Origin of the sequence: Nostoc foliaceum FACHB-393 (assembly GCF_014698505.1) — a bacterium.
In the GTDB taxonomy this organism is placed as follows: domain Bacteria; phylum Cyanobacteriota; class Cyanobacteriia; order Cyanobacteriales; family Nostocaceae; genus Nostoc; species Nostoc foliaceum_A.
Genome location: NZ_JACJTD010000096.1, coordinates 1 through 18,025, shown reverse-complemented (window position 1 = coordinate 18,025; position 18,025 = coordinate 1). Strand labels below are relative to the sequence as shown.

The 18,025-nt window shown below is 41.5% G+C and carries 21 protein-coding genes; 12 read left to right on the top strand and 9 right to left on the bottom strand.

Going from position 1 to position 18,025, the window contains the following annotated elements; all coding sequences use genetic code 11:
* Positions 1-575 precede the first annotated feature (575 nt).
* From H6G92_RS35325 to H6G92_RS35295, 7 genes are all read right to left on the bottom strand, one after another.
* Positions 576-1,124 carry a helix-turn-helix domain-containing protein gene (locus H6G92_RS35325; protein ID WP_190901125.1) on the bottom strand — a complete coding sequence of 183 codons (549 nt, stop codon included), beginning with the start codon at positions 1,122-1,124 and terminating at the stop codon, positions 576-578.
* A gap of 162 nt (positions 1,125-1,286) precedes the next feature.
* On the bottom strand, positions 1,287-5,198 hold the full coding sequence (locus H6G92_RS35320; protein ID WP_190901124.1) for a plasmid replication protein, CyRepA1 family: 3,912 nt from the start codon (positions 5,196-5,198) through the stop codon (positions 1,287-1,289).
* Positions 5,195-5,470 (bottom strand): hypothetical protein, encoded by a 276-nt coding sequence (locus H6G92_RS35315; protein WP_190901123.1) that lies wholly within the window; start codon positions 5,468-5,470, stop codon positions 5,195-5,197. Before H6G92_RS35315 ends, H6G92_RS35320 begins: the two co-directional genes overlap by 4 nt.
* Positions 5,467-5,679: a hypothetical protein gene (locus tag H6G92_RS35310; RefSeq protein ID WP_190901122.1), complete on the bottom strand. Its 213-nt coding sequence runs from the start codon at positions 5,677-5,679 to the stop codon at positions 5,467-5,469. Before H6G92_RS35310 ends, H6G92_RS35315 begins: the two co-directional genes overlap by 4 nt.
* A 557-nt stretch (positions 5,680-6,236) precedes the next feature.
* The gene (locus tag H6G92_RS35305) at positions 6,237-6,629 is read right to left on the bottom strand and encodes a hypothetical protein (protein ID WP_242059448.1); all 393 of its coding nucleotides are present in this window, start codon (positions 6,627-6,629) and stop codon (positions 6,237-6,239) included.
* Positions 6,626-6,880, bottom strand: coding sequence for a hypothetical protein (locus tag H6G92_RS35300; protein WP_190901121.1), 255 nt, complete (start codon positions 6,878-6,880; stop codon positions 6,626-6,628). Before H6G92_RS35300 ends, H6G92_RS35305 begins: the two co-directional genes overlap by 4 nt.
* Positions 6,877-7,074, bottom strand: coding sequence for a ribbon-helix-helix domain-containing protein (locus H6G92_RS35295; RefSeq protein ID WP_190901120.1), 198 nt, complete (start codon positions 7,072-7,074; stop codon positions 6,877-6,879). The genes H6G92_RS35300 and H6G92_RS35295 overlap by 4 nt, the downstream gene beginning before the upstream one ends.
* A 247-nt stretch (positions 7,075-7,321) precedes the next feature.
* Here H6G92_RS35295 and H6G92_RS35290 point away from each other — a divergent pair, with 247 nt between their 5' ends.
* The 8 genes from H6G92_RS35290 (at position 7,322) to H6G92_RS35255 (ending at position 12,555) form a co-directional block, all read left to right on the top strand.
* A complete protein-coding gene (locus tag H6G92_RS35290; protein ID WP_190901119.1) occupies positions 7,322-7,690 on the top strand; it encodes a hypothetical protein in 369 nt (122 codons plus the stop codon).
* Between the two features lie 3 nt (positions 7,691-7,693).
* A complete protein-coding gene (locus tag H6G92_RS35285; RefSeq protein ID WP_190901117.1) occupies positions 7,694-8,347 on the top strand; it encodes a hypothetical protein in 654 nt (217 codons plus the stop codon).
* Positions 8,348-8,414: 67 nt separating this feature from the next.
* Positions 8,415-8,651, top strand: a complete 237-nt coding sequence (locus H6G92_RS35280) for a hypothetical protein (RefSeq protein ID WP_242059447.1) — start codon at positions 8,415-8,417, stop codon at positions 8,649-8,651.
* Between the two features lie 86 nt (positions 8,652-8,737).
* On the top strand, positions 8,738-8,920 hold the full coding sequence (locus tag H6G92_RS35275; RefSeq protein ID WP_190901115.1) for a hypothetical protein: 183 nt from the start codon (positions 8,738-8,740) through the stop codon (positions 8,918-8,920).
* Positions 8,921-9,035: 115 nt separating this feature from the next.
* Positions 9,036-9,224 (top strand): hypothetical protein, encoded by a 189-nt coding sequence (locus H6G92_RS35270; RefSeq protein WP_190901114.1) that lies wholly within the window; start codon positions 9,036-9,038, stop codon positions 9,222-9,224.
* Positions 9,217-9,882, top strand: a complete 666-nt coding sequence (locus tag H6G92_RS35265; RefSeq protein WP_190901113.1) for a hypothetical protein — start codon at positions 9,217-9,219, stop codon at positions 9,880-9,882. Before H6G92_RS35270 ends, H6G92_RS35265 begins: the two co-directional genes overlap by 8 nt.
* Positions 9,879-12,050: a hypothetical protein gene (locus H6G92_RS35260; protein ID WP_190901112.1), complete on the top strand. Its 2,172-nt coding sequence runs from the start codon at positions 9,879-9,881 to the stop codon at positions 12,048-12,050. Before H6G92_RS35265 ends, H6G92_RS35260 begins: the two co-directional genes overlap by 4 nt.
* 4 nt (positions 12,051-12,054) lie before the next feature.
* Positions 12,055-12,555, top strand: coding sequence for a GIY-YIG nuclease family protein (locus H6G92_RS35255; protein WP_242059446.1), 501 nt, complete (start codon positions 12,055-12,057; stop codon positions 12,553-12,555).
* A gap of 312 nt (positions 12,556-12,867) precedes the next feature.
* On the opposite strand, the gene H6G92_RS35250 is transcribed toward H6G92_RS35255, so the two are convergent.
* Positions 12,868-13,029 (bottom strand): hypothetical protein, encoded by a 162-nt coding sequence (locus H6G92_RS35250; RefSeq protein WP_190901111.1) that lies wholly within the window; start codon positions 13,027-13,029, stop codon positions 12,868-12,870.
* Between the two features lie 191 nt (positions 13,030-13,220).
* Between H6G92_RS35250 and H6G92_RS35245 the strand changes: the two genes are divergently transcribed.
* On the top strand, positions 13,221-15,050 hold the full coding sequence (locus H6G92_RS35245) for a protelomerase family protein (RefSeq protein WP_190901110.1): 1,830 nt from the start codon (positions 13,221-13,223) through the stop codon (positions 15,048-15,050).
* Positions 15,051-15,167: 117 nt separating this feature from the next.
* Complete coding sequence (locus H6G92_RS35240; RefSeq protein ID WP_190901109.1) at positions 15,168-15,338, top strand: hypothetical protein; 171 nt, start codon at positions 15,168-15,170, stop codon at positions 15,336-15,338.
* A 56-nt stretch (positions 15,339-15,394) separates the two neighbouring features.
* Here H6G92_RS35240 and H6G92_RS35235 read toward each other — a convergent pair whose 3' ends face one another.
* A complete protein-coding gene (locus H6G92_RS35235) occupies positions 15,395-15,961 on the bottom strand; it encodes an H-type lectin domain-containing protein (protein ID WP_190901108.1) in 567 nt (188 codons plus the stop codon).
* 924 nt (positions 15,962-16,885) lie between these two features.
* On the opposite strand from H6G92_RS35235, the gene H6G92_RS40655 reads away from it, so the two are divergent.
* Together H6G92_RS40655 and H6G92_RS35230 are read left to right on the top strand one after the other, a co-directional pair.
* Positions 16,886-17,017: a hypothetical protein gene (locus H6G92_RS40655; RefSeq protein WP_277926867.1), complete on the top strand. Its 132-nt coding sequence runs from the start codon at positions 16,886-16,888 to the stop codon at positions 17,015-17,017.
* The gene (locus tag H6G92_RS35230) at positions 17,007-17,180 is read left to right on the top strand and encodes a hypothetical protein (protein WP_190901107.1); all 174 of its coding nucleotides are present in this window, start codon (positions 17,007-17,009) and stop codon (positions 17,178-17,180) included. Before H6G92_RS40655 ends, H6G92_RS35230 begins: the two co-directional genes overlap by 11 nt.
* Positions 17,181-18,025: the final 845 nt, after the last annotated feature.

Genomic DNA, 18,025 nt, shown 5'->3' with positions numbered 1-18,025 from the left:
GATCAACTGCAAGCCAAAGTTGATCAACTCTTGGCTGAGTTAACACCATCCGTGATTATGTCCATTACTGGGTATTCCTTCATTCTTGATGCCCTATCTGCCCTAAACACCATTTAAATTGGTATGACTTCCTGGCTTAGGCATCAAACTATATAAATAATGCAGAGTACGGATTATTTCGATACCACACAGCAGCGGCGATCACACCTGTCCCTTTCCCAAAATTCTTAGAGAAAGCGATGCCTACGGCGGCAAGCTACGCTCCTCTCCTTTCCACAAAATTCTTAGAGAAAACTTCGCGCCTTATTTTTCCAAATGGCAAGGCGTAGCGCCGCCTCATCCCTGTACTGCTTTAGCATTGCTAGCTTTTATACAATTCTGGTAGTCACCACTAAGAATAACCGCATTTTGTATCAGATTTTGATACCGTAGTCACGCCCTATATATATTACTAAATATATAGATATTACTAATTACTATGACTACCAAAGCGTGACTACCAAAAACCCAAACCTCTAATATATTTTTAGGGCATTGGGTATCGGGTGTTGGGGAAGTGCGATCGCACTGACTAGTCACTCCTCAATCGCTCTGGTTACATCTGTAACGCATTTCAACTGTTTTTTTATCTGGTCTAATCCATCAGAAACTACCCGCATTTGGAATGGATCTGCACATTGCTCCGACACCAGTACTTGAAAAGCTTCAAGTACATCGTAGGGTTTTAAATCCAGTCCGAGTAGTTTGGAACGTCGCTCAGAAAGTTTGAGTAATACCGAGGCTACTCGAACACCCCCGCCTTCTAAAAGTTGGGGCAGTAGGTTTAACTCAATTTTAGAAAGCAAATCAATTTCTTGTTGCCGAAGAACAGACTTAAAAGTTGTAATTGGCTCAGAAATTGGGATTGGAATTTTTTCTACTAAACTATTTAGCTCTAACTTTTCATGCTCATTCTGCGTGGCAAGAAAATCTTTTCGAGCTTTTTGGACTTCATCTCGAAAAGTTTCAGATTTAAGCCAAAGGCTTACAGCCTGCCGGGAAATTGACAGGCTCCTTGCTACCTGGGCTTGTGTTGCCCCTTTGGCTAGCAGTGCGATCGCTTCTTTCTTTCTATCTTTGGACAATTGCTTGACAACTTGTCAAATTACATTCCTATTGTGTCAAACTGTCAAGTTTATTGCCATTTTTATCACGGAATTCTTGAACTTTTCGGTCTTTAGCAAGGATTTGAAGGACTGCTTTCAATTGAAATTGCGAAGTCTCAATACAGCATCTCAGATATTCTGTTATGAATCCAAAACAATATCAAATTGGAGTAATAATGATTCGATCACGTGTCTTGTGTCACCCGTTAAGAACTCAGCAGCAATCCCCAAAACTTTAGGTGGGATAAACGTCAACAAATGCTTGATTTTCTCGATAGCCTGATCGGGTAGATATTGCGTTAGTGGTATTAAAAATTCATTAGCCAGTTTTTTCAAACTTGGCAATGTTGACCACTCAGAAAACTCCTGTTCTTCCTTCAATAGGGATGGAACCGGAACCTTTTTAGTCTTAACCCCTTGCGGCAAGCGCGGTATTACTATAAGGTTTTTTTCCTGATGAGTGGGCTTTGTTTCAACTGGAAAGTCTTGCAACCTCACCATCTCGGCAATTCGATACCACAATGGCTTCGGTAGGAGATTGGCAGCAGCTTTTAAAGCTTTAGGTGGCATACAGTCCCGGATATCTTTTAGCATTTCCATACCCTGACTATCCTCAGTTGTCGCCACAATCTCTAAATCCCCAGCAATACATTGCAAGGATTCCATTGTCATCCACTCTGAGAGTTCAACAGGTTCCTGCTCTGGGTTTTCAATCTGCACACGACCCCCCTGGTTTATATAAGTTGGGGGGGTCGTGTGCAGGGTAAATGTATCCATTTCGGAGGGAGAATTTTGAGCGATAGGTTGTTCCAGTGGTTGTTCTGACCAATCTACTTGACTTTTTTCCGCCATCCACCAAGTCATTTTCTTTTCAACTGCTGCTAGCACCGCCAGCCGATCGGGGTGACTTATGACTTTAGAGCTAATAGTGTGAACTCGTCGCCGCACCCCGTCTATCATTTTTTGCTCAGGTTTTGCAAATTTTAAGCCAATAAGTTCCAGCAGCTTAGAAATATACTCAATTCTTTCCTGTCCGGTTACTGAATCTGGTTTTGGCTTCATATTCAGGGCTTTTACTATTTCCGGTTGTCGCGCCTTCTCAATAAAGGCAATTACTTCTGGCATATCTTTATGCCATTCACCACTTGTGAATTGCAGTACATTTAATTCTTTTAAGGCCCAAATATCCAAGTGTGATATTTTTTTCATCCGAGCGCTAAAGAAGTCTTGATCCGTGGCTTTATAAAACCAATCAACTTCGTGCCGCTTTTGAGAAATTTCAAAAGTATTTAGAAAGTAAAACCGTTGCTGTTGAGTGATAAAGTGCTTGTCTTTGACATATCTTTCGTAAATAAAGTCTGCACTATAAACCTCACTTTTTTCAATATCCGGCAACCTATCCAAAAGCCGTGTTTTCTCCACTCTCCTTTGCACGGGCTTGCGTTGATGGATTTTTGCTAATTTATTAGCCTCCTCAAGTGTGTCATAAGGTTCTGCTGTGAAAAGTTCTTGTGCGTGTTCTCGTTGAACTGTTTCTCTGGCTTCCTTAATGCATTCTGTGAACTGCTGGCTAGCATCCCATTCAAGTATTTCAACATTATGTCCAGCTTCTTCTAGTGCGTAAATTAGACATAATCTTAGATTCTGCATCTCGAAATGATCTAGCGCTCCTAGCTGTCCTGCAAGATGCCACCATTCATCGTGATTCCTTGCAAGAGCTTTAGTAATCACTTCCGTAACTCGTTCGGGATTGCTTGAATCGTATGCAGCCATCATCGCTGATTGATTTATTCGAGCCTCTAAAATTTCTAAATATCTTTTTGGCTGATAGGTTTTGGGCGTTGATCTATCCTGGATTGAGGAATATTCAGGGCAAACTACATAGTGAGGGATTGAATTATCTCTGAGTCTAAACATCTGTTGATGTTGGGCATTAGTCGCCTGAACGCCTACAAAAAATGTCATTTTGTCCGTGAAATGTTTGGCTGTTACGCTGACTCCAGACTCGGCTGTAGGCGATACTATCATGTAATCTGGTTTGCGAGATTCTATGAATAAGTTAGGAGATTGCATAAACTCCTTCGCCCAATCTTCACCAGCAGTTTCAGAATTTAAGCAGAATCCAAATCGACCTAAGTCTTTGAGTAGCCTATCTAAAACTTTTGAAAATTCTTTGGAATCACACGCGATCCAAGGCGTAACTCCTTCAGAGCAAATGTAGTTAACTAAAGCTGATTTATCGCGCCTTTTAATTTCACCTTCGGGGTCAATACCTACAATAAACTTGATATTGTGTGGTGGAATTTTCTTTTTATTTTCAATCTTGATTACTCGCTTGTTTGGGGCTAGCTTGGCAACAAAATCAACATATATATCGGATAAATTTCCATCCATTAGAAATATCCGATTGCACACCTCTAGCGCTCGTGTAAATATTTTGATTATTTTGGGTTGGCTATCCCCCAGTGTTCCCCCATTTACAGCGTGTAAAAGAACTGAGCAAGCTTCATCTAGGTATATATCTCTTCCTGCAAAATAGCCATCCACTTTTGCTATTGAATCAAGACAAAATACTAGGTGTGTGTCCTGATCTGGTATTAAATTTCCTGCATCTTCCCCATTTAAATGATAAAGTTTGACTTTTCCATCTGCTCTACTGATGGTTTGAAACAACAAATTGTTTCTATAACCAATCAATCTCACGCCCATATCAGTTTCTAAAATTTTGAGAATTAATGCTCCAGTTTTATTGGTTCCAAGCCCTGATTTGACAGCTACAATTACATTAGATTCTGGGATTTTTGGAAATGTAAACTCATCTTGGTTAATTATAATATCAGGAGTGTATTTTCGAGAATTTAACCACATCTGCCAGTTCTGAGCATGACCAACAGGTAGATTTTCATCCTCAAGTAGTACTTTGGTTAAAGAAAGCTTTCGCCTTTCATCCTTGGCCAATTCCCAGAAATAATCAGGTGTGATGTAGCCAATGTCTTTAATTTTTTCGGATGGTAGTTCGTCAATATCATCATGTTTTTTGGTGACTTGACTCCACCAAGCAATATGAACAGTCCAGCCCCATTCTTCTAGTAGCCGAACTGTTTTCTGCCATCGATCTACCACTAATTTATTTAGAACATCTCCGGCATCAACATAAATGGTAATAGACTTCAGTCCATCCATCTTTTCAGAAAAATGGTCGAGCGATTCTTTGAAGGTCACGGGGCTAGATGCCCATTGCCCACCGGCTGCACCCAAAGTGAGCATTCCCAATCGTTGAGCAACATAAAAAGGTTTTGCTCCAACTCCTTCTGCCAAAGCAATGCCTTTTGGCTCTCCTTTGGGGTAGAAACACGCTAAAGGCAATTCACCATCATTAGCCCCTAATGGGTAAACATGAGGTGATTGCCCGTTTGGGTTTTGTTCAGTTTTGGAGGATAACCAGCGATATCGCCCCTCGCCTATAGACACTACCCTTAACCGAACTTGGATACCTACAATTAGTCCATCCTTATTCCTGACCGGACATAGCCAACCGGAATTTGTGAGAATTACTTGACCATTAAGTGAGATGCCGGGGAGTAAATTGTTATATTTTTGCTTTAGCTGGTGATATCGATCTACCGACTTCCAACCACCTAATTCAATTTCTCGGTGAGTGAACCCGCGACGCAATAATTCTTTTTCGTCTTCTGGGTGAAGTGTTAGTTCATCAAGGAATTTCCGGTATTCTTGATCGCGTTCAATAGCTGACAGCGATTTTTGTTGGCGTAAGTCATTCTCGAATTTCTGTTGTTGCTTTCTCCGCTCTCTGTCTAATTGCCACTGCTCTCGCTGTTCATCACTCCATTCTTGGCTATTGTCAAGCTTGAAAACTCCCCACATCCCATCTTTACTGTGTTTAAGGAGCTTATAACCATTTATGATTTCGCCAAGCTTGGCATCAGCAAAGGACATACATAGATTAATTTCATCACCGTGGCGGCATTTATGGGAGATATCACCACAGACTGGGCATTCCTGACTTGGAGAGGAGGTAGTAAGCTTACTCATGCTGACACCTGCCCAGATGCCTTGACCTTGGCTTCAATTTGCAGAAGTAGGGCGGCCACCTGACCGCTAAACCAGTCAAGGTTTGCTATTCGCTGTAAATAATCGCGCTCATCTTGACTCAGATGAGCCGATCGCAGTAACTTAGCCGGGTCAGGGCAGGGACGCAACGGAGCATCACAGCAACTGGCTCTCAAATATTTTGTACCTGTCCGGCGATCGCTAACGACATTGAGCCGAAATTCAAAGCCGCAGTGCTGGCAACTTTCTCTCATGCGGCCTCCTTTTGACAGTAAGCCAGCATGAAAATCGCTGTATTGCCGGAGTAGCCTGCTTTTTCGAGAATATCGAGCGATTTAGTTAATCGGCGATCGCTAATATAGTTCGATAGTTCCGAATTTCGGTATTTTTGAAGTGTCTGTGATAGAATACTGTTAAGTTCAATCACAAACCCCTGCCTGTCACAAGTGAGGGGTTTTTGCATTTTCGGCTGCTCCTATTTTTATGTGGAACAGCCCCTCGTTCTAGTGTTATGCGGCAATCTAGCAGTTAAACTAAAGAAATCTATAAAAACAATGTTCTGGTTGCATTGGTTGCCGCTTGAAACGTCTGCAAAACGTTTCTTTGTGTTATCCTTTAGAGTTGCTTTTGCTACTGCTAATTTGGAATCGCACTCACAAAAACGGGGGCTGATGTAATCAGTTTTCTTTTGGCTAATAACTTTTTTACATTAGGCTATTTGAATTCATTTTTTTCCTACTTTGCTATTTGAACAAAATTGAACCAAAGTAGAGATGCGCGATCGCAAGCGTTTCGATCCGCGATCCGTCCGTACTAAGCTTTTCTACCTCAATACGGATCTAGCTTGTGGTTTGAACTGCTAAAAAAGTTGCAAAAAAGTGCGATTGTGTAAAGCAAAGTGATAGGTACTGAGAGATATTGTTAGATATTGATAAATCCTATGTATAAATTGTTTCTATCCGTTGCATATCTTCAGAAGCCACTCCCTCCATTGCGGTAGTACTTTTGTACTTGCGATCGCTAGTTTTGCGGGTCAATCCTTGTTAGCTGCACCAAGATTGCACCAAGTTGATTTAATGCGGCGTTGGTAGTGCGCTGATTTTCTTCAAAATTACGCTGGTGTTGCTCAAAGCTATCGCGTAATTCCAAAAGCACATCATCTAAAACAGCGCTACGAGCTAACACGCGATTGGTATTCTCGGTCAACTCAGAGATGGACTGAGTATTTAATTCTTGCTGTTGTTCAATGCGGGTAAGTATTTCATCGTGCTGTGCAACTGTTTCTGATGTTGTGGTGGCTATCTGGGCCACTTGTGCCATTAATGGAGCTAGCTGATTAAGCATCTCAGCATGACTTGTCAGCATTGCCTCAAGCCGATCTAATCTGTTATTTGGTGTCCCGTTATTTGTCATCGCCCTGCCTCAATCATCTTGGCGATCGCCTCTTTATCAAAGCAGTCTAAATAGCTGACCAGTTCTCGGAATTGCTGATATTTTTCTTCAGCATAGCTATCTGGTGTGAAGCCCAGAACTTCACAGAATTTTAAATAGTCGGCCCGCCAATTAAAACTATTTAGTGCAGTGATAAAACTTTCTGCTATCTCCAGCGCTTCTGAGGATAACTCTGGCTTTTCTGCGTCATAGGTTGCTAACGTTTCATTCATGCGGCCCCCTTATCTTTATCAGTTATGGAGTTTTTTTGTAGTAGATTGCGTGCCTCTAAAGCCTCTTCAATCAAAATCGCTGCTGTCTGACTCTGAGAACGTCGCTCTGTGCCTGCTAAGTTTTTGACAAGTTCGTAAACCTCATCAGTTAGCACTACATTTACTCTTCCACTCATTGTGTTATCCGTGTTCATCACTCTACCTCATGATACGTCTTGTAATTTAGAAGTGGAATAACACATATTGCACAAGCTGTGTCATTAAGTGTATGATGACACAAGAAACAATCAATCGACAATAAGCCACTAATTAGCGTCCTACGAGTACCCCAAAGACTTACAGAGTAAGGGGTTTAGCGTTTAGGTGCTACATCCTGATGTGTACTTATTCTGATTGCTAGCTAGTTAATATCTGATTCACATTGATTACTGTAGTAAACCCATGAAACCTAGACGGAGCAAACATTCTACAGATTTAGACTCATTCCTTGATTTCCCCTCTACCAAGACATATTTAGCTGAGGTCTTGGGTGTTAGCCGCTCGACCTTGGTCACTTGGGAGAATTTAGCCTTCTGGAGAATCCCCAGTTTCAGAGATGCTTACCCCAAAAACCACGATGGCAGTTATGACCGGGAATCACCTCTATCACCCTATCAAGCATGGGTTTTGGGCAGAGTAGGGCGGCTAATGGCACAACTACGACGGTCAGAACGAGTCAAAGGCTATATCGCCAAAAACCCGAATGATTTTTCTAGATACCGCTACCAGCAAGCATTCCAGCAATTACAAAAAATACAGAAGGGAGCGTAAATCATGGCAGTACGGAAGAGAACCACAGCACCAACAGCAGACACAGTAAGCATTCATGATGCTTGCTTAAGATATATGACCACGGAACAGAGCTTGAGACTGGCTTTAAGCCATATTCGCCCCGATGATTTCGACACTGTAAAGGCAGTTTCGGAATTAGATTTAGAAGCGATCGCGTCATACTTCCAGCCAAAATTGCCAGAGGTGGCTAGCGACACCTCAGAGTCACCCGAAAATTTACAAAATTTTACACAGTCGGAACAGTCGGGAAGTTCACAAAATTTTACACAGCCGGAAAATAAATTATCCCTACAACAGCCAGCACAAAACTTGACAAGCCACAGTCAGCCACAGGGAGGTGGTGAAATTAGCTTAATAGAGCAACTGAGCAAACAGGCAGAGCAAGAAATTCAGTTAGTAGACGCGATCGCCCAAGTCAAAAACCAAATCATCCTAAATAATTTGGCCGTTCGTGAGTCTGAACTGACAGAGCAAGTTAATCAGCACTGGCTAAATCAAAAACAAGGATATTTAGGGTCAATTCGCGGCTTGGCTAACCTTGCACAGCAAAAGCCAGAAGTTACCCCAGATGAAGCTGATTTGGCCCAAGAAATTGAAGGCATCATCACCGAACTGGGAAAAAAGCTAATCGTGTGAGAGTGATCAACATCCTGTTATCTCCTCTTGACTTCGTTAACTGGTTATTAGAAAGAGTACTAACGCCATGACTTTTACAATTTCCGGCATTGAACCAGAAGTAAATATGAGCGCTAATTCCTTACCAGAACTAGTTTCTCAAGCCCAAGAGTTACTTGGTCAAATCCGCCAACATCCACAGTTTAAAGGCTTGCGCTTCGATTGTGATGTGGCTTTTGGTGATGTTAAGCAATATTTCAATTACTTGGAATGGGCTGTTGCTAGTGACTTAGAGGTAGCTAGCTTTGAAGGTTTCACAGAATAATTTCAGCTCTTGGCATAGAGCGATCGCCCTACCGTCCAAAGTGAAGCGATCGCCCGGTCATAAACCTCTGTCAAGATTAACAAGCAATGAAATTTTACTCTACCTTACTAGCCATTCCCGTTATGGCTGCATCTATCATGCCTAGCCTTGCTAGTTTCAAGGAAAATCTACCTCAAAAAATAGTGGTAGCAGAACAGATAACCCTATCAGCAGAAAAGGTAAATTCACCAACAAAGCCAGAGCCGCATAGAGGGCAAAGTAGGCGCTAAAAAAAAGGGGATGTTTGCCAGCATCCCCTCACAACACTTGTAAAATCCCGTTTCTGGGAATGTATCTTAATTACCCAGCAATTATGCCATATAGCACCCATATCAAAAAAGCTTTATGGATGACTTAAATAGCCACATTCAGGATGCAAAGACAGACGAAATAGAGCTAAACCAAGTACTCAAAAAATACGATTTAGATGAGGAATTAGCGCTTGAATTTAGCGAAATCGACAAAGCATTTAAGCAGTTAGAAATTAAATATCAATCCTTACTCAACACTAGAAAATTTTTCAACAATGGCTAAAATCGACACGACAAAAGCAGCTGCTAAAGCTGTAGCAGAAAAGCTGGCAAAAGGTAAACAGAACTCGACATCTAGCACTAATTCCACATCTGCTACCTCTGCCACCATTCCGATAGATGGCCGCATCCCTGGCTTACTAACTGTCACCCCTGACTTAGTACCAGGAATGATGCCACCATTCCAGCCCAATCAATACCATGTTTCAGATCCGCTAAATCCTCCCGAAACTCTCCCACAAGCAACTCAAAGCCAGCTTGATAAGGGGATGAAAATTTATGAGGGTTCTACACGAGCATTGAAACTTACAGGTGCAGCGCTCGACCTGACACGCGAGAAATTTACTGTAATTGGTAAACACTCAAAGGCTTTTGGTGCTGGCATCCAAGCGGCTACCGAGATTGAGAAAGTCAAAGGTAACTACCTTGACTATTTGAATCAAAAAGAAGTGACGACCCAAAAATCAGTTGCTTTAGATGTCAGCCAAGTTAAGACGATCGCTGATACGAATATCTCAGTTTATAGCAAAGATGAATTAAATCAAAAACTGTTACAGGCACAAATTAAAGCTGAGGAATTGCGACTAAAAACTGTTGAGTCACAAGGTAATTTAGCAAGCTTTAAAGCACAGTTGGGTGATTATCTGGAGGTGAAATCATGAAATTATCTCACGGGTTAGGGTTAAGCGCTTTTAGCTTGTGTGCTGGCTTAGTAGTAGCTTCTGGAGGTTTCACCAACGATATAGCCAAACTAATCTCTATGCTTGGTGTGGGAGCATTGCCAGCAAGCTTCATCACTTACTTTATTGCGGATACCAAATCACAGAGATTGCTAAATGATGCCGAAAGTAAGAACGAACAAGCAGGTAAAACACTGCACAAAATAATTAGGGATTTTGACACTTGCAAGTCAAAGTTAACTAACGCTAGCAGCCAGCTAGAATCCTTGAGAGATGAACTCAAAGAAGCAAGAAATACCATCAACTCGTTAGGTCATAACAAACTAGAAAACACGGGTTTAATCGCTCAACTGCAAGCTAAATTAAATCAAGCTTTTAACCAGTCACAGCAAGATAAACAGCGTATTGAATATCTAGAAAGTGAGACTGAGCAATGGGAGTTTAACTTTAAAACTCAAGTAGAGACTGAAGCTAATCAACGCTTTCAACTTGCCAAGTCTCAGGAGTTAGAAAAAATTTACACTGAGCATGACTCGATAACCAGTGAAGCCATGCAGTTGTTTAGGCGGCTGCAATCCTGGGGTGAGAAGGTGGCACACGGTCATCAAAGTAAAGCTGAAATTATTAAGAGTTTAGCGAGTAGCTATAACGAAAATTTAGATGAGGTTGGGGAAGCGATCGCAAGTGAACGCCAAAACTATCTTTTGCAAATTGAATTATTAAACGAGCGTGTAGGTCAGCTACAGCAACAATTGCAAGGTGATTTAATAGAACCCGTGTATGGTGACTTTGGCTTTGATATCAACGGGAAAATCGCCAACGAAATAGCGCGTACCTTGTTTAGTGATATCAGGCTAGCTTTGAGCGTTAAAGGGTTCCAGGTGAAGCCTGACGGCGTTGTAGACATTGGTTATGGCTATTCGCGCTCTGTACATCCCAAAACCATTGTGGAGGCTATTAGCAAGCATTCTGAAACCCTGGCTAAAAAGTTAGGGCTATTCAAGATAACAAGCGTTCGCAAGCTGGAAATAACCGATTGTGTTGTGGTCAGCTACCGTATGGGGCCAGCCATCAAAACGGATGAAATTAAGTTGATGGTTGGGACTCCTGACGAATTTATCAACTATGTAGTCAGTCACCCTATCCGCTATCGGCTGATAGCAGATCCGGGCGTTGGTAAAACCCCAACCACTGCGGTAATGATTAGCGAAATTGTCAAAGCTGGATGCACTCGCGGCAATACTGGCAAGGGTGAGAAAGTGCCTCATACTCTGGTTACGGTATCTTACCCCGGTGCTGTTGGTTCACTCAAAGATAGCAATTACCCATTAGAGCATTTTCTTAAATATGGCGATACCACAGCCGCGATTAAATCCTTTGATGATTGCCTAGACGACGGAAATTTTCGAGTTCAAAACCCCACATTCGCTGCTAACTTCTTTCAAATTTGGGCATGGGATGAATTAGATAATACTCTAAATTCTTGCTCGGAACCTTACGCAGCAGGTGAAAACCTTAAGAAGATTCTCAAACAGTTTGGCCACAATAACATCGGCTGGATTGTGTCGGGTCAATCTGTGATGACCAAACAAATCCCAGGTTTTACGAATGATGATCGGTCACTCTTTACCGAAATAATCATTGGCATTCCCAAAATTAGACATTACCTAAATACTTACGGAAAGGGGAAAAATAGCGAGTCTAACCTAGCTAAGTTGACTCGTAATCTAGACGCTATCGAAGAATATATCGACCATAAAAACGAGTTAGTTACTGATGATGCCAGATTATTAAGAGTAGCCTTAGTAGTCGATTCTCGCTCACCCAAGCTTTACTTTTTACCTAATCTAGATAAAGTCAGTTTTAACTATCAAGAAATAGAGGAGACAAAGCGACTGGCAAGACTTGCCAAAGCTTCTGGCACGGCTGGTAACGGTCTGGCAAGGGAAAGCTCAAAGCGTGACACAGCAAGCACTGGCACAATAGCAGCGTTGCCACCAATTCCGACTATAGGGGGTAGTCACCAATCTGGCACAAGTCCCCACTGTCCCCACTGTGGGAGTGCAAATTTAAAGCTACAAAATGACGATAGATATCGCTGTCTAGACTGCAAAAAGCGCACAGTTAGCAATAAGATAGTCTGGAAATAAATATATGAATTTTGATGATATTTCGACAATTGTCTATCAGCCTAAAAATGACCATGAGCCAGGATTTATCTATTTAATGGAAGCAGAGGGTTATCACGGGCTAATCCCTGGCTGTTACCTTCGTCGTTGCAAAATTGGGTTATCTCGTAATCCCGAAGCTAGACTTGAGAACTTTCACCGAAATCAACCACCTTGTAATGTGAAGATTCTCAAGACTATTTATGTAGAGGATATGGCAGATGTAGAAGGCGAATTACATCAACAATTTAGCCGATGCAATGTTGAGTTAATCAAAAGTCAAGAGTGGTTTGATTTTAATCCAGTGCAATTTATGATGGTTAATTGGGAGTTTGAGAAGAGATCGCTACACGTCTTTAGCATTAGCGACTTGCCAATTAAGCTAATCATTTTCAGCATGATCGGGCTTGTGTCCCTTGGGGCGATCGCTGGGGAATTAACAAATCAGATAGAACGCCCTCAAAGCCAGCCAACAAAAATAAAGTGACTAGGTGATCGCCTTTGAAAGTAACTACAGTATTGTAATTGGAGGGGTGCATGAAATCTCGTTACTTTGATGAAAGCCTTGCTACTTTCATCGCTAATAGATGTGTCTTTTCAATCTTATTCAATCACATATTAATTAGATGTAAATCAATGGAAGATTTCATCTTTTTAGTTAGACAAAGAAAAGGTATTCTTTGCCAATGGGTGACTATCTGGCAAGAAGACAAGGGATTGAGAGCGTCATTCCTTGTGAAAGATTAGGTTCCAATACTCCCAAAATTTAAGGGTAGGTTGCGAGCCTACCCTTTGGGTTTTAGAACGGTGTGTTGCCCGTCTGGTTCACTTTGGTGAGATATCCGCGCCAGTAGTCTCCATCCTGGCTTTTAGGTGGTAGTCCAATCGCCGCATCGAATTCACCATCGTAGTAGTCGTCTTTTGCTTGGAATTGTTGAGGTTTAGCAATTGTGAGTAACATGAGAATACCTTTTATTTTTAAGCTGCGGGTTAGTAGCCCGCTTTTTCTGTGGTTTCTTCAACCTGTTATTAGCGTAGTTTAACCTGTTATACTATGTCAATAACTTGTTAGATATTTTTAACAGGTTATTGACGTTTATTAACTTGTTAGTTAAATTAGTAACAGCTTAAAAGTAAAGGGGAGTCAGTCAGATGTCTAAAGCAGTTCAGGAGCAAGTAGAACAACTCTTTGTTGCGGTCAAAGATTTGCAAAGCCTTGAAGAGATCAAGCCACACTGTGAGAAGTTCAACGAGTGGATAAATACCAACACTAACTACAGCATTAAAAGCTTAGGCACTGTGCTGAGTCGGGCTGGCTTCTATAAAAAATTCAAGTCACTGCCATTAGAGCAAGGGAAAAATGCCGCTTCTGTACTCAAACACGATGCCAACGGCAATGTAATAGGTTATGAGTTAAAGCACTATGTTTTATTGCTGTGTGGTCTGGATAAGAAAGACTGGGAAGAACGCAACGAAACCACACGGGTAAGCTTACGCCTCGACAATGGTCAAGAAATTAGCCCAGACGAATATTTAGAGGTAACAGGTAAGCTGTTAGAATCCCAAGACCTCCATGAAGTAGCAGTAGGGTTAATTGCTGCAACTGGCCGCCGCCCTCATGAAATCTTAGCCCGTGCCAAGTTCGCACCTGTTGAGGGTCAAAGCTATCAGGTAATGTTCACTGGTCAAGGTAAAAAACGGGGAGATAAGCCAGTGTTCCCCATTGCTACCCTTTACCCTGCTAGTTACGTCATCGAGCGGTTGAACTGGTTAAGAAAGGAGCCAACCACTAAAGCACTGTTGGCAGAGGTGGCTAACGAAAATCCTACAGATGTAGCAGCCCAAAACCGCGCCATTGATAGCCGCCGCAACGGTTCACTTAATCGGGTTGTGCGTGGGTACTTTGGGGACAAGGAAGATAAAACCCCCATCTTGAATTTTCGACACGGGGAAGAACAAGACAACTGCAAAGCACTCCGGGCCGCATATTTAGCACTGGCTACCGAGCGCGATTGCCAGGGTTCAACGGGTTCTAAAATACTACACGCTGGTAGGTTGGCTGGTCACTTTGTTAAGGATGCTCCCACTGACCAAGATTTACAAAATCTTGTAACCACCTTGGGGTATGCCGATTACTACCTTACAAAGCCTGTAGGTTTCCCCGATGCTCCAGAGAAAGAAAAACTAGTTCAAGTTCGAGCTATCCCTGCTGATTTTGAATATCTCAAGGAATTACAAACCCAATGGAATTTACCAAATCAGCAATCAGTAGTTAGCCGCTTAATTGAACACCACAAAAATCGCGTTGACGTTGCAAAGCTTCTGCAAGAAGCACAGCGCGTAACTGCTCAACTAGAGGCGGAAGTTAAGCAGTTACGCCAAGCCAATAACCAATTAGAAACAACTAACCAACAACTAAAACAGGAGAAAGCAGTAATGGAAACCACAGCACAGCAACCCCAAACAGTTACTCTAAATGTCACTGAGTTAGATTCTTGGCTAGAACAAAAAATTATTGAGGTGGTGAACAAGGTAACTCACGGGGGAGCAATAGCACCTGCTACTACTGCCACACCTGCCAAGGTTGCACCCATCAAAGAAGAGATTGACTGGCAAGCCAAAACCGATGCCGAGGTCTGGGGAAGTAAAGCAACCTTAGCAGCTGTAGAAAAAATCCGCAGGTCTTATCAAGCTATCTGTCTTTACAATGACACTGTGGCAACTGGGGATTCAGATCGCCTAGCAATTACTAACCAAGCACTCAGAGATTTATCGGGCTGTAATGGGTTACTAGTACGTGATTGGATTGAAGCCCATAAGGATGAGGTGATTAGCCATAACGCGAAATTCGGTATGGAGAACAAGAAAGACCCCAGTAACCCTGCCAGCTATGCCAATAAAGGAAAGGACACCGACAAAATTCTGTTGCTGATAAACGAAGAATTCCTGAGTGGTGAAGGCTTTAAGGCAGGGAGAAACTAAAACGGTGTTATTAGTCTGAATGCAATACTCTAGGTGCTTTTTGTGTGATGTCGGGAAAGGGGTATTTCCCGACATATAAGCCCAAATAACAACCGCTAACAACTAGAAATAAATTCAATGAGTTATCCAAAAATCTGCCAAATAACACTTGAAGAATACCAAGATGAGATTGTAAAAATCAGTAAAAATTATCCGATATATGGCACTGATAAAGCATTACCAACTTACATCGCTGGATTATCTGAAGAAGTAGGCGAGGTAATCCAGCAAACTAGAGAGTTGCACTAGAAGATATTTTCTAATGCAACCCTACGCATTTAGCTTTTTAGGAGGCAAATTTTTGCTTACGGTTTTACACCTATTGCTGTCCAGGTTGCCCAGGCACTAGCTATTAGTGTATCAAACCATGTTTTGTAAACAAGGTCAAATCCATCTACAGTAATATTTTCAGCTATGAGTTTGAGTCGGATATTTGTTGATCCGCCTGCATCTTGTCCACTGAGTGCAAGTGATACTTTTGGAGGTTGTCTAAAAGGTGAATTAAATTTCACTGTAACTCTATAAGTACGTTCTCCACTACCAGTATGGAGTGTCCAATCTGAATTTTCTAAATATCCATTATATTCTTCACCTGTTTGAATATCGAGGACATCAGCAATAATAGATGCTATGTCAACCTGAGCCTGTTTCCCATTTACAGTAGATATTAGCTCAGTACCAATAAAATCTAAACTATTAGTAGTTGCACCACTCACTAATGTTGAAATATCTGGGTCAAGTATCCATTGTTGGTTAAGGCCACCATTTCTTGTGTATTGTACGATAGGGTTATTGTCGGTAAGAAAGCCATTCTGTAAATCTAAGGCTTTACCACTTTTTTTCGAGATTATAGTAAAACTAGTAGCTGCCATATTGAATTGTTCCTTGGGTTTAATATGGTGGATATAGATATAGAAATAAAATATTTTTTAAAAAAAGACTAGGACAGTTAAGACAGTTAAGAAAGTTAAGAAAACATTTAAATAAACTTCATATAACAGCTAAAATGCTTGATATTAAATTCATAATGTCACTAAGCCCCCGATGGCAAGGGGTCAAATGAGTATACGTACAAAATGCTTAGTTTGTATCAGGTTTGGAGGTTTTTATCTAAGTAAAAAGTTTGTGTCACCCACAACGCTTACAGGGTAAGGATTACAGCCGATTGAATGTGAAAAAACGAATTTGTCCATTTGTGTCACTTTTAGAAAATGACACGTTTGACCTATATTAGTGGGGTTGTAACGAGAACGCGACAAAGCAACAGACAACCTCACGCCCCGACCCGCACACCCCGACCCGCACCCGACCCTGCCCCATGCACCAAATACCTTTTTTTCTTTTAGCCGCGCGACGGGAAGGCAATTAGATGTAGTCCGGCCAATTGCGGGGAAAATTTGAGTTTTCAAAAGTGGTGTCAAAATTTTTGGAGAGGTGCGATCGCCACCTTCCCTAATGCCTTAAAAATAGATTGGAGGTTTTAGGGTTTTGGTAGTCATGGTCTGGTAGTCATGGTCTGGTAGTCATAGTGAATTATCAATAATTACTTATATAGAGTGCGTGACTACGGTATCAAAACTTGATACAAAATGAGGGGATATTCAGTGGTGACTACCAAAAATTGTATAAAAGTTAGCATTAGTAAAGCAGTGCATTAGTTATGCTGCGGCGGGGCATAGAAGTTATGCCAAAAACAAAAAGCCAAAGCATAACTATTTTGAGGCGATCGCTAAATTTGGAGACGCGGCGGGATTAACAATTGATAGGCGATTTTCTTGGCGGTCAGAAATTGAATTTTGAAAAGTAATGTCAATTTTCTTAAGTTAAAGCTTAAGTTGGCAGGCGATCGCTATGGATTTAGTCAACAAAAATTACTCAACATGAAAGCGGTCGTGTTGAGTAATTTTCTAGTAATCAGTGGTGACTAAATTAGCGATCGCAGTAAACATAAGACGCGATCTTGTTAAAGTGCGATCGCAGGGAGAGACGCGGCGAGTGATTTTATTCGCGCTCGGAAGTTGTTATCCTTTTCAACCTGTTAGTGCCTCAATACTGTTAGAGCGTTCTAACCTGTTAGACTGCTTTAGCTAACTAAATAACAGAATAAATAATAGGTTAGATGACTTTAATGCATATATGCTGTTATAACCTCACGCGCTAATCTAACCAGTACTCAAAAGCCTTGCTATATAAGCATCTTAGATATATGTACGATTAACAAGTTATTGCAAATATGAACAGGTTATGCAACCAGTTAATGCAGACATCACAGGCAGGGTCAGACACACATCTAACAGGTACGTCTGTTAAGTGGATTAACAGTCAACAGATTTCTACTAATATCTAAAGTAAGTATAATAGCACGCAAAATCCCCCTTTTCACAGAAAAAATGAGCTAATTTCAAAAATTTGATACCTGTACATTGTCAGTACCATCAATCGGGCAAACGCCATAGCCAATGGCAGTAACCTGTTACCATTCTCTGAACAAAATAGATGCGGTATGTCACCGAAAAGCCAACTCATTTGCTCCTGCCGCCTGTATTAAGAGCGATGGCGTATCCGCCATGAGCCGGCGGCAAGCAAAAGAAAGGTGCTAGCAGCTATGTTCGGCTTTGTAGACCCTCTATCCGCTCCAATATCCGCAGGATGTGCTAGACTTCATATCAGCCTATCTACGCCCTCATCCGCTACTTTTCGGTTACTGGACTTCACAATCTGAAGCAGTGCTAAATGTAATCACTAAAAACGATTACTGGTTACATAATCCAGATAACAGGTTGAGGGAAGTAACTACTTGATAGGAGAGCCAAAACAAATAACAGGTTATAAGTTCTAACCAGTTAGACTAAAATAACAAGTTACAACAATTTCTCACAGGTAGGCAGATGGATATAACAGATACGTCTGTTAATTTAAATTAACAGACGTATCTG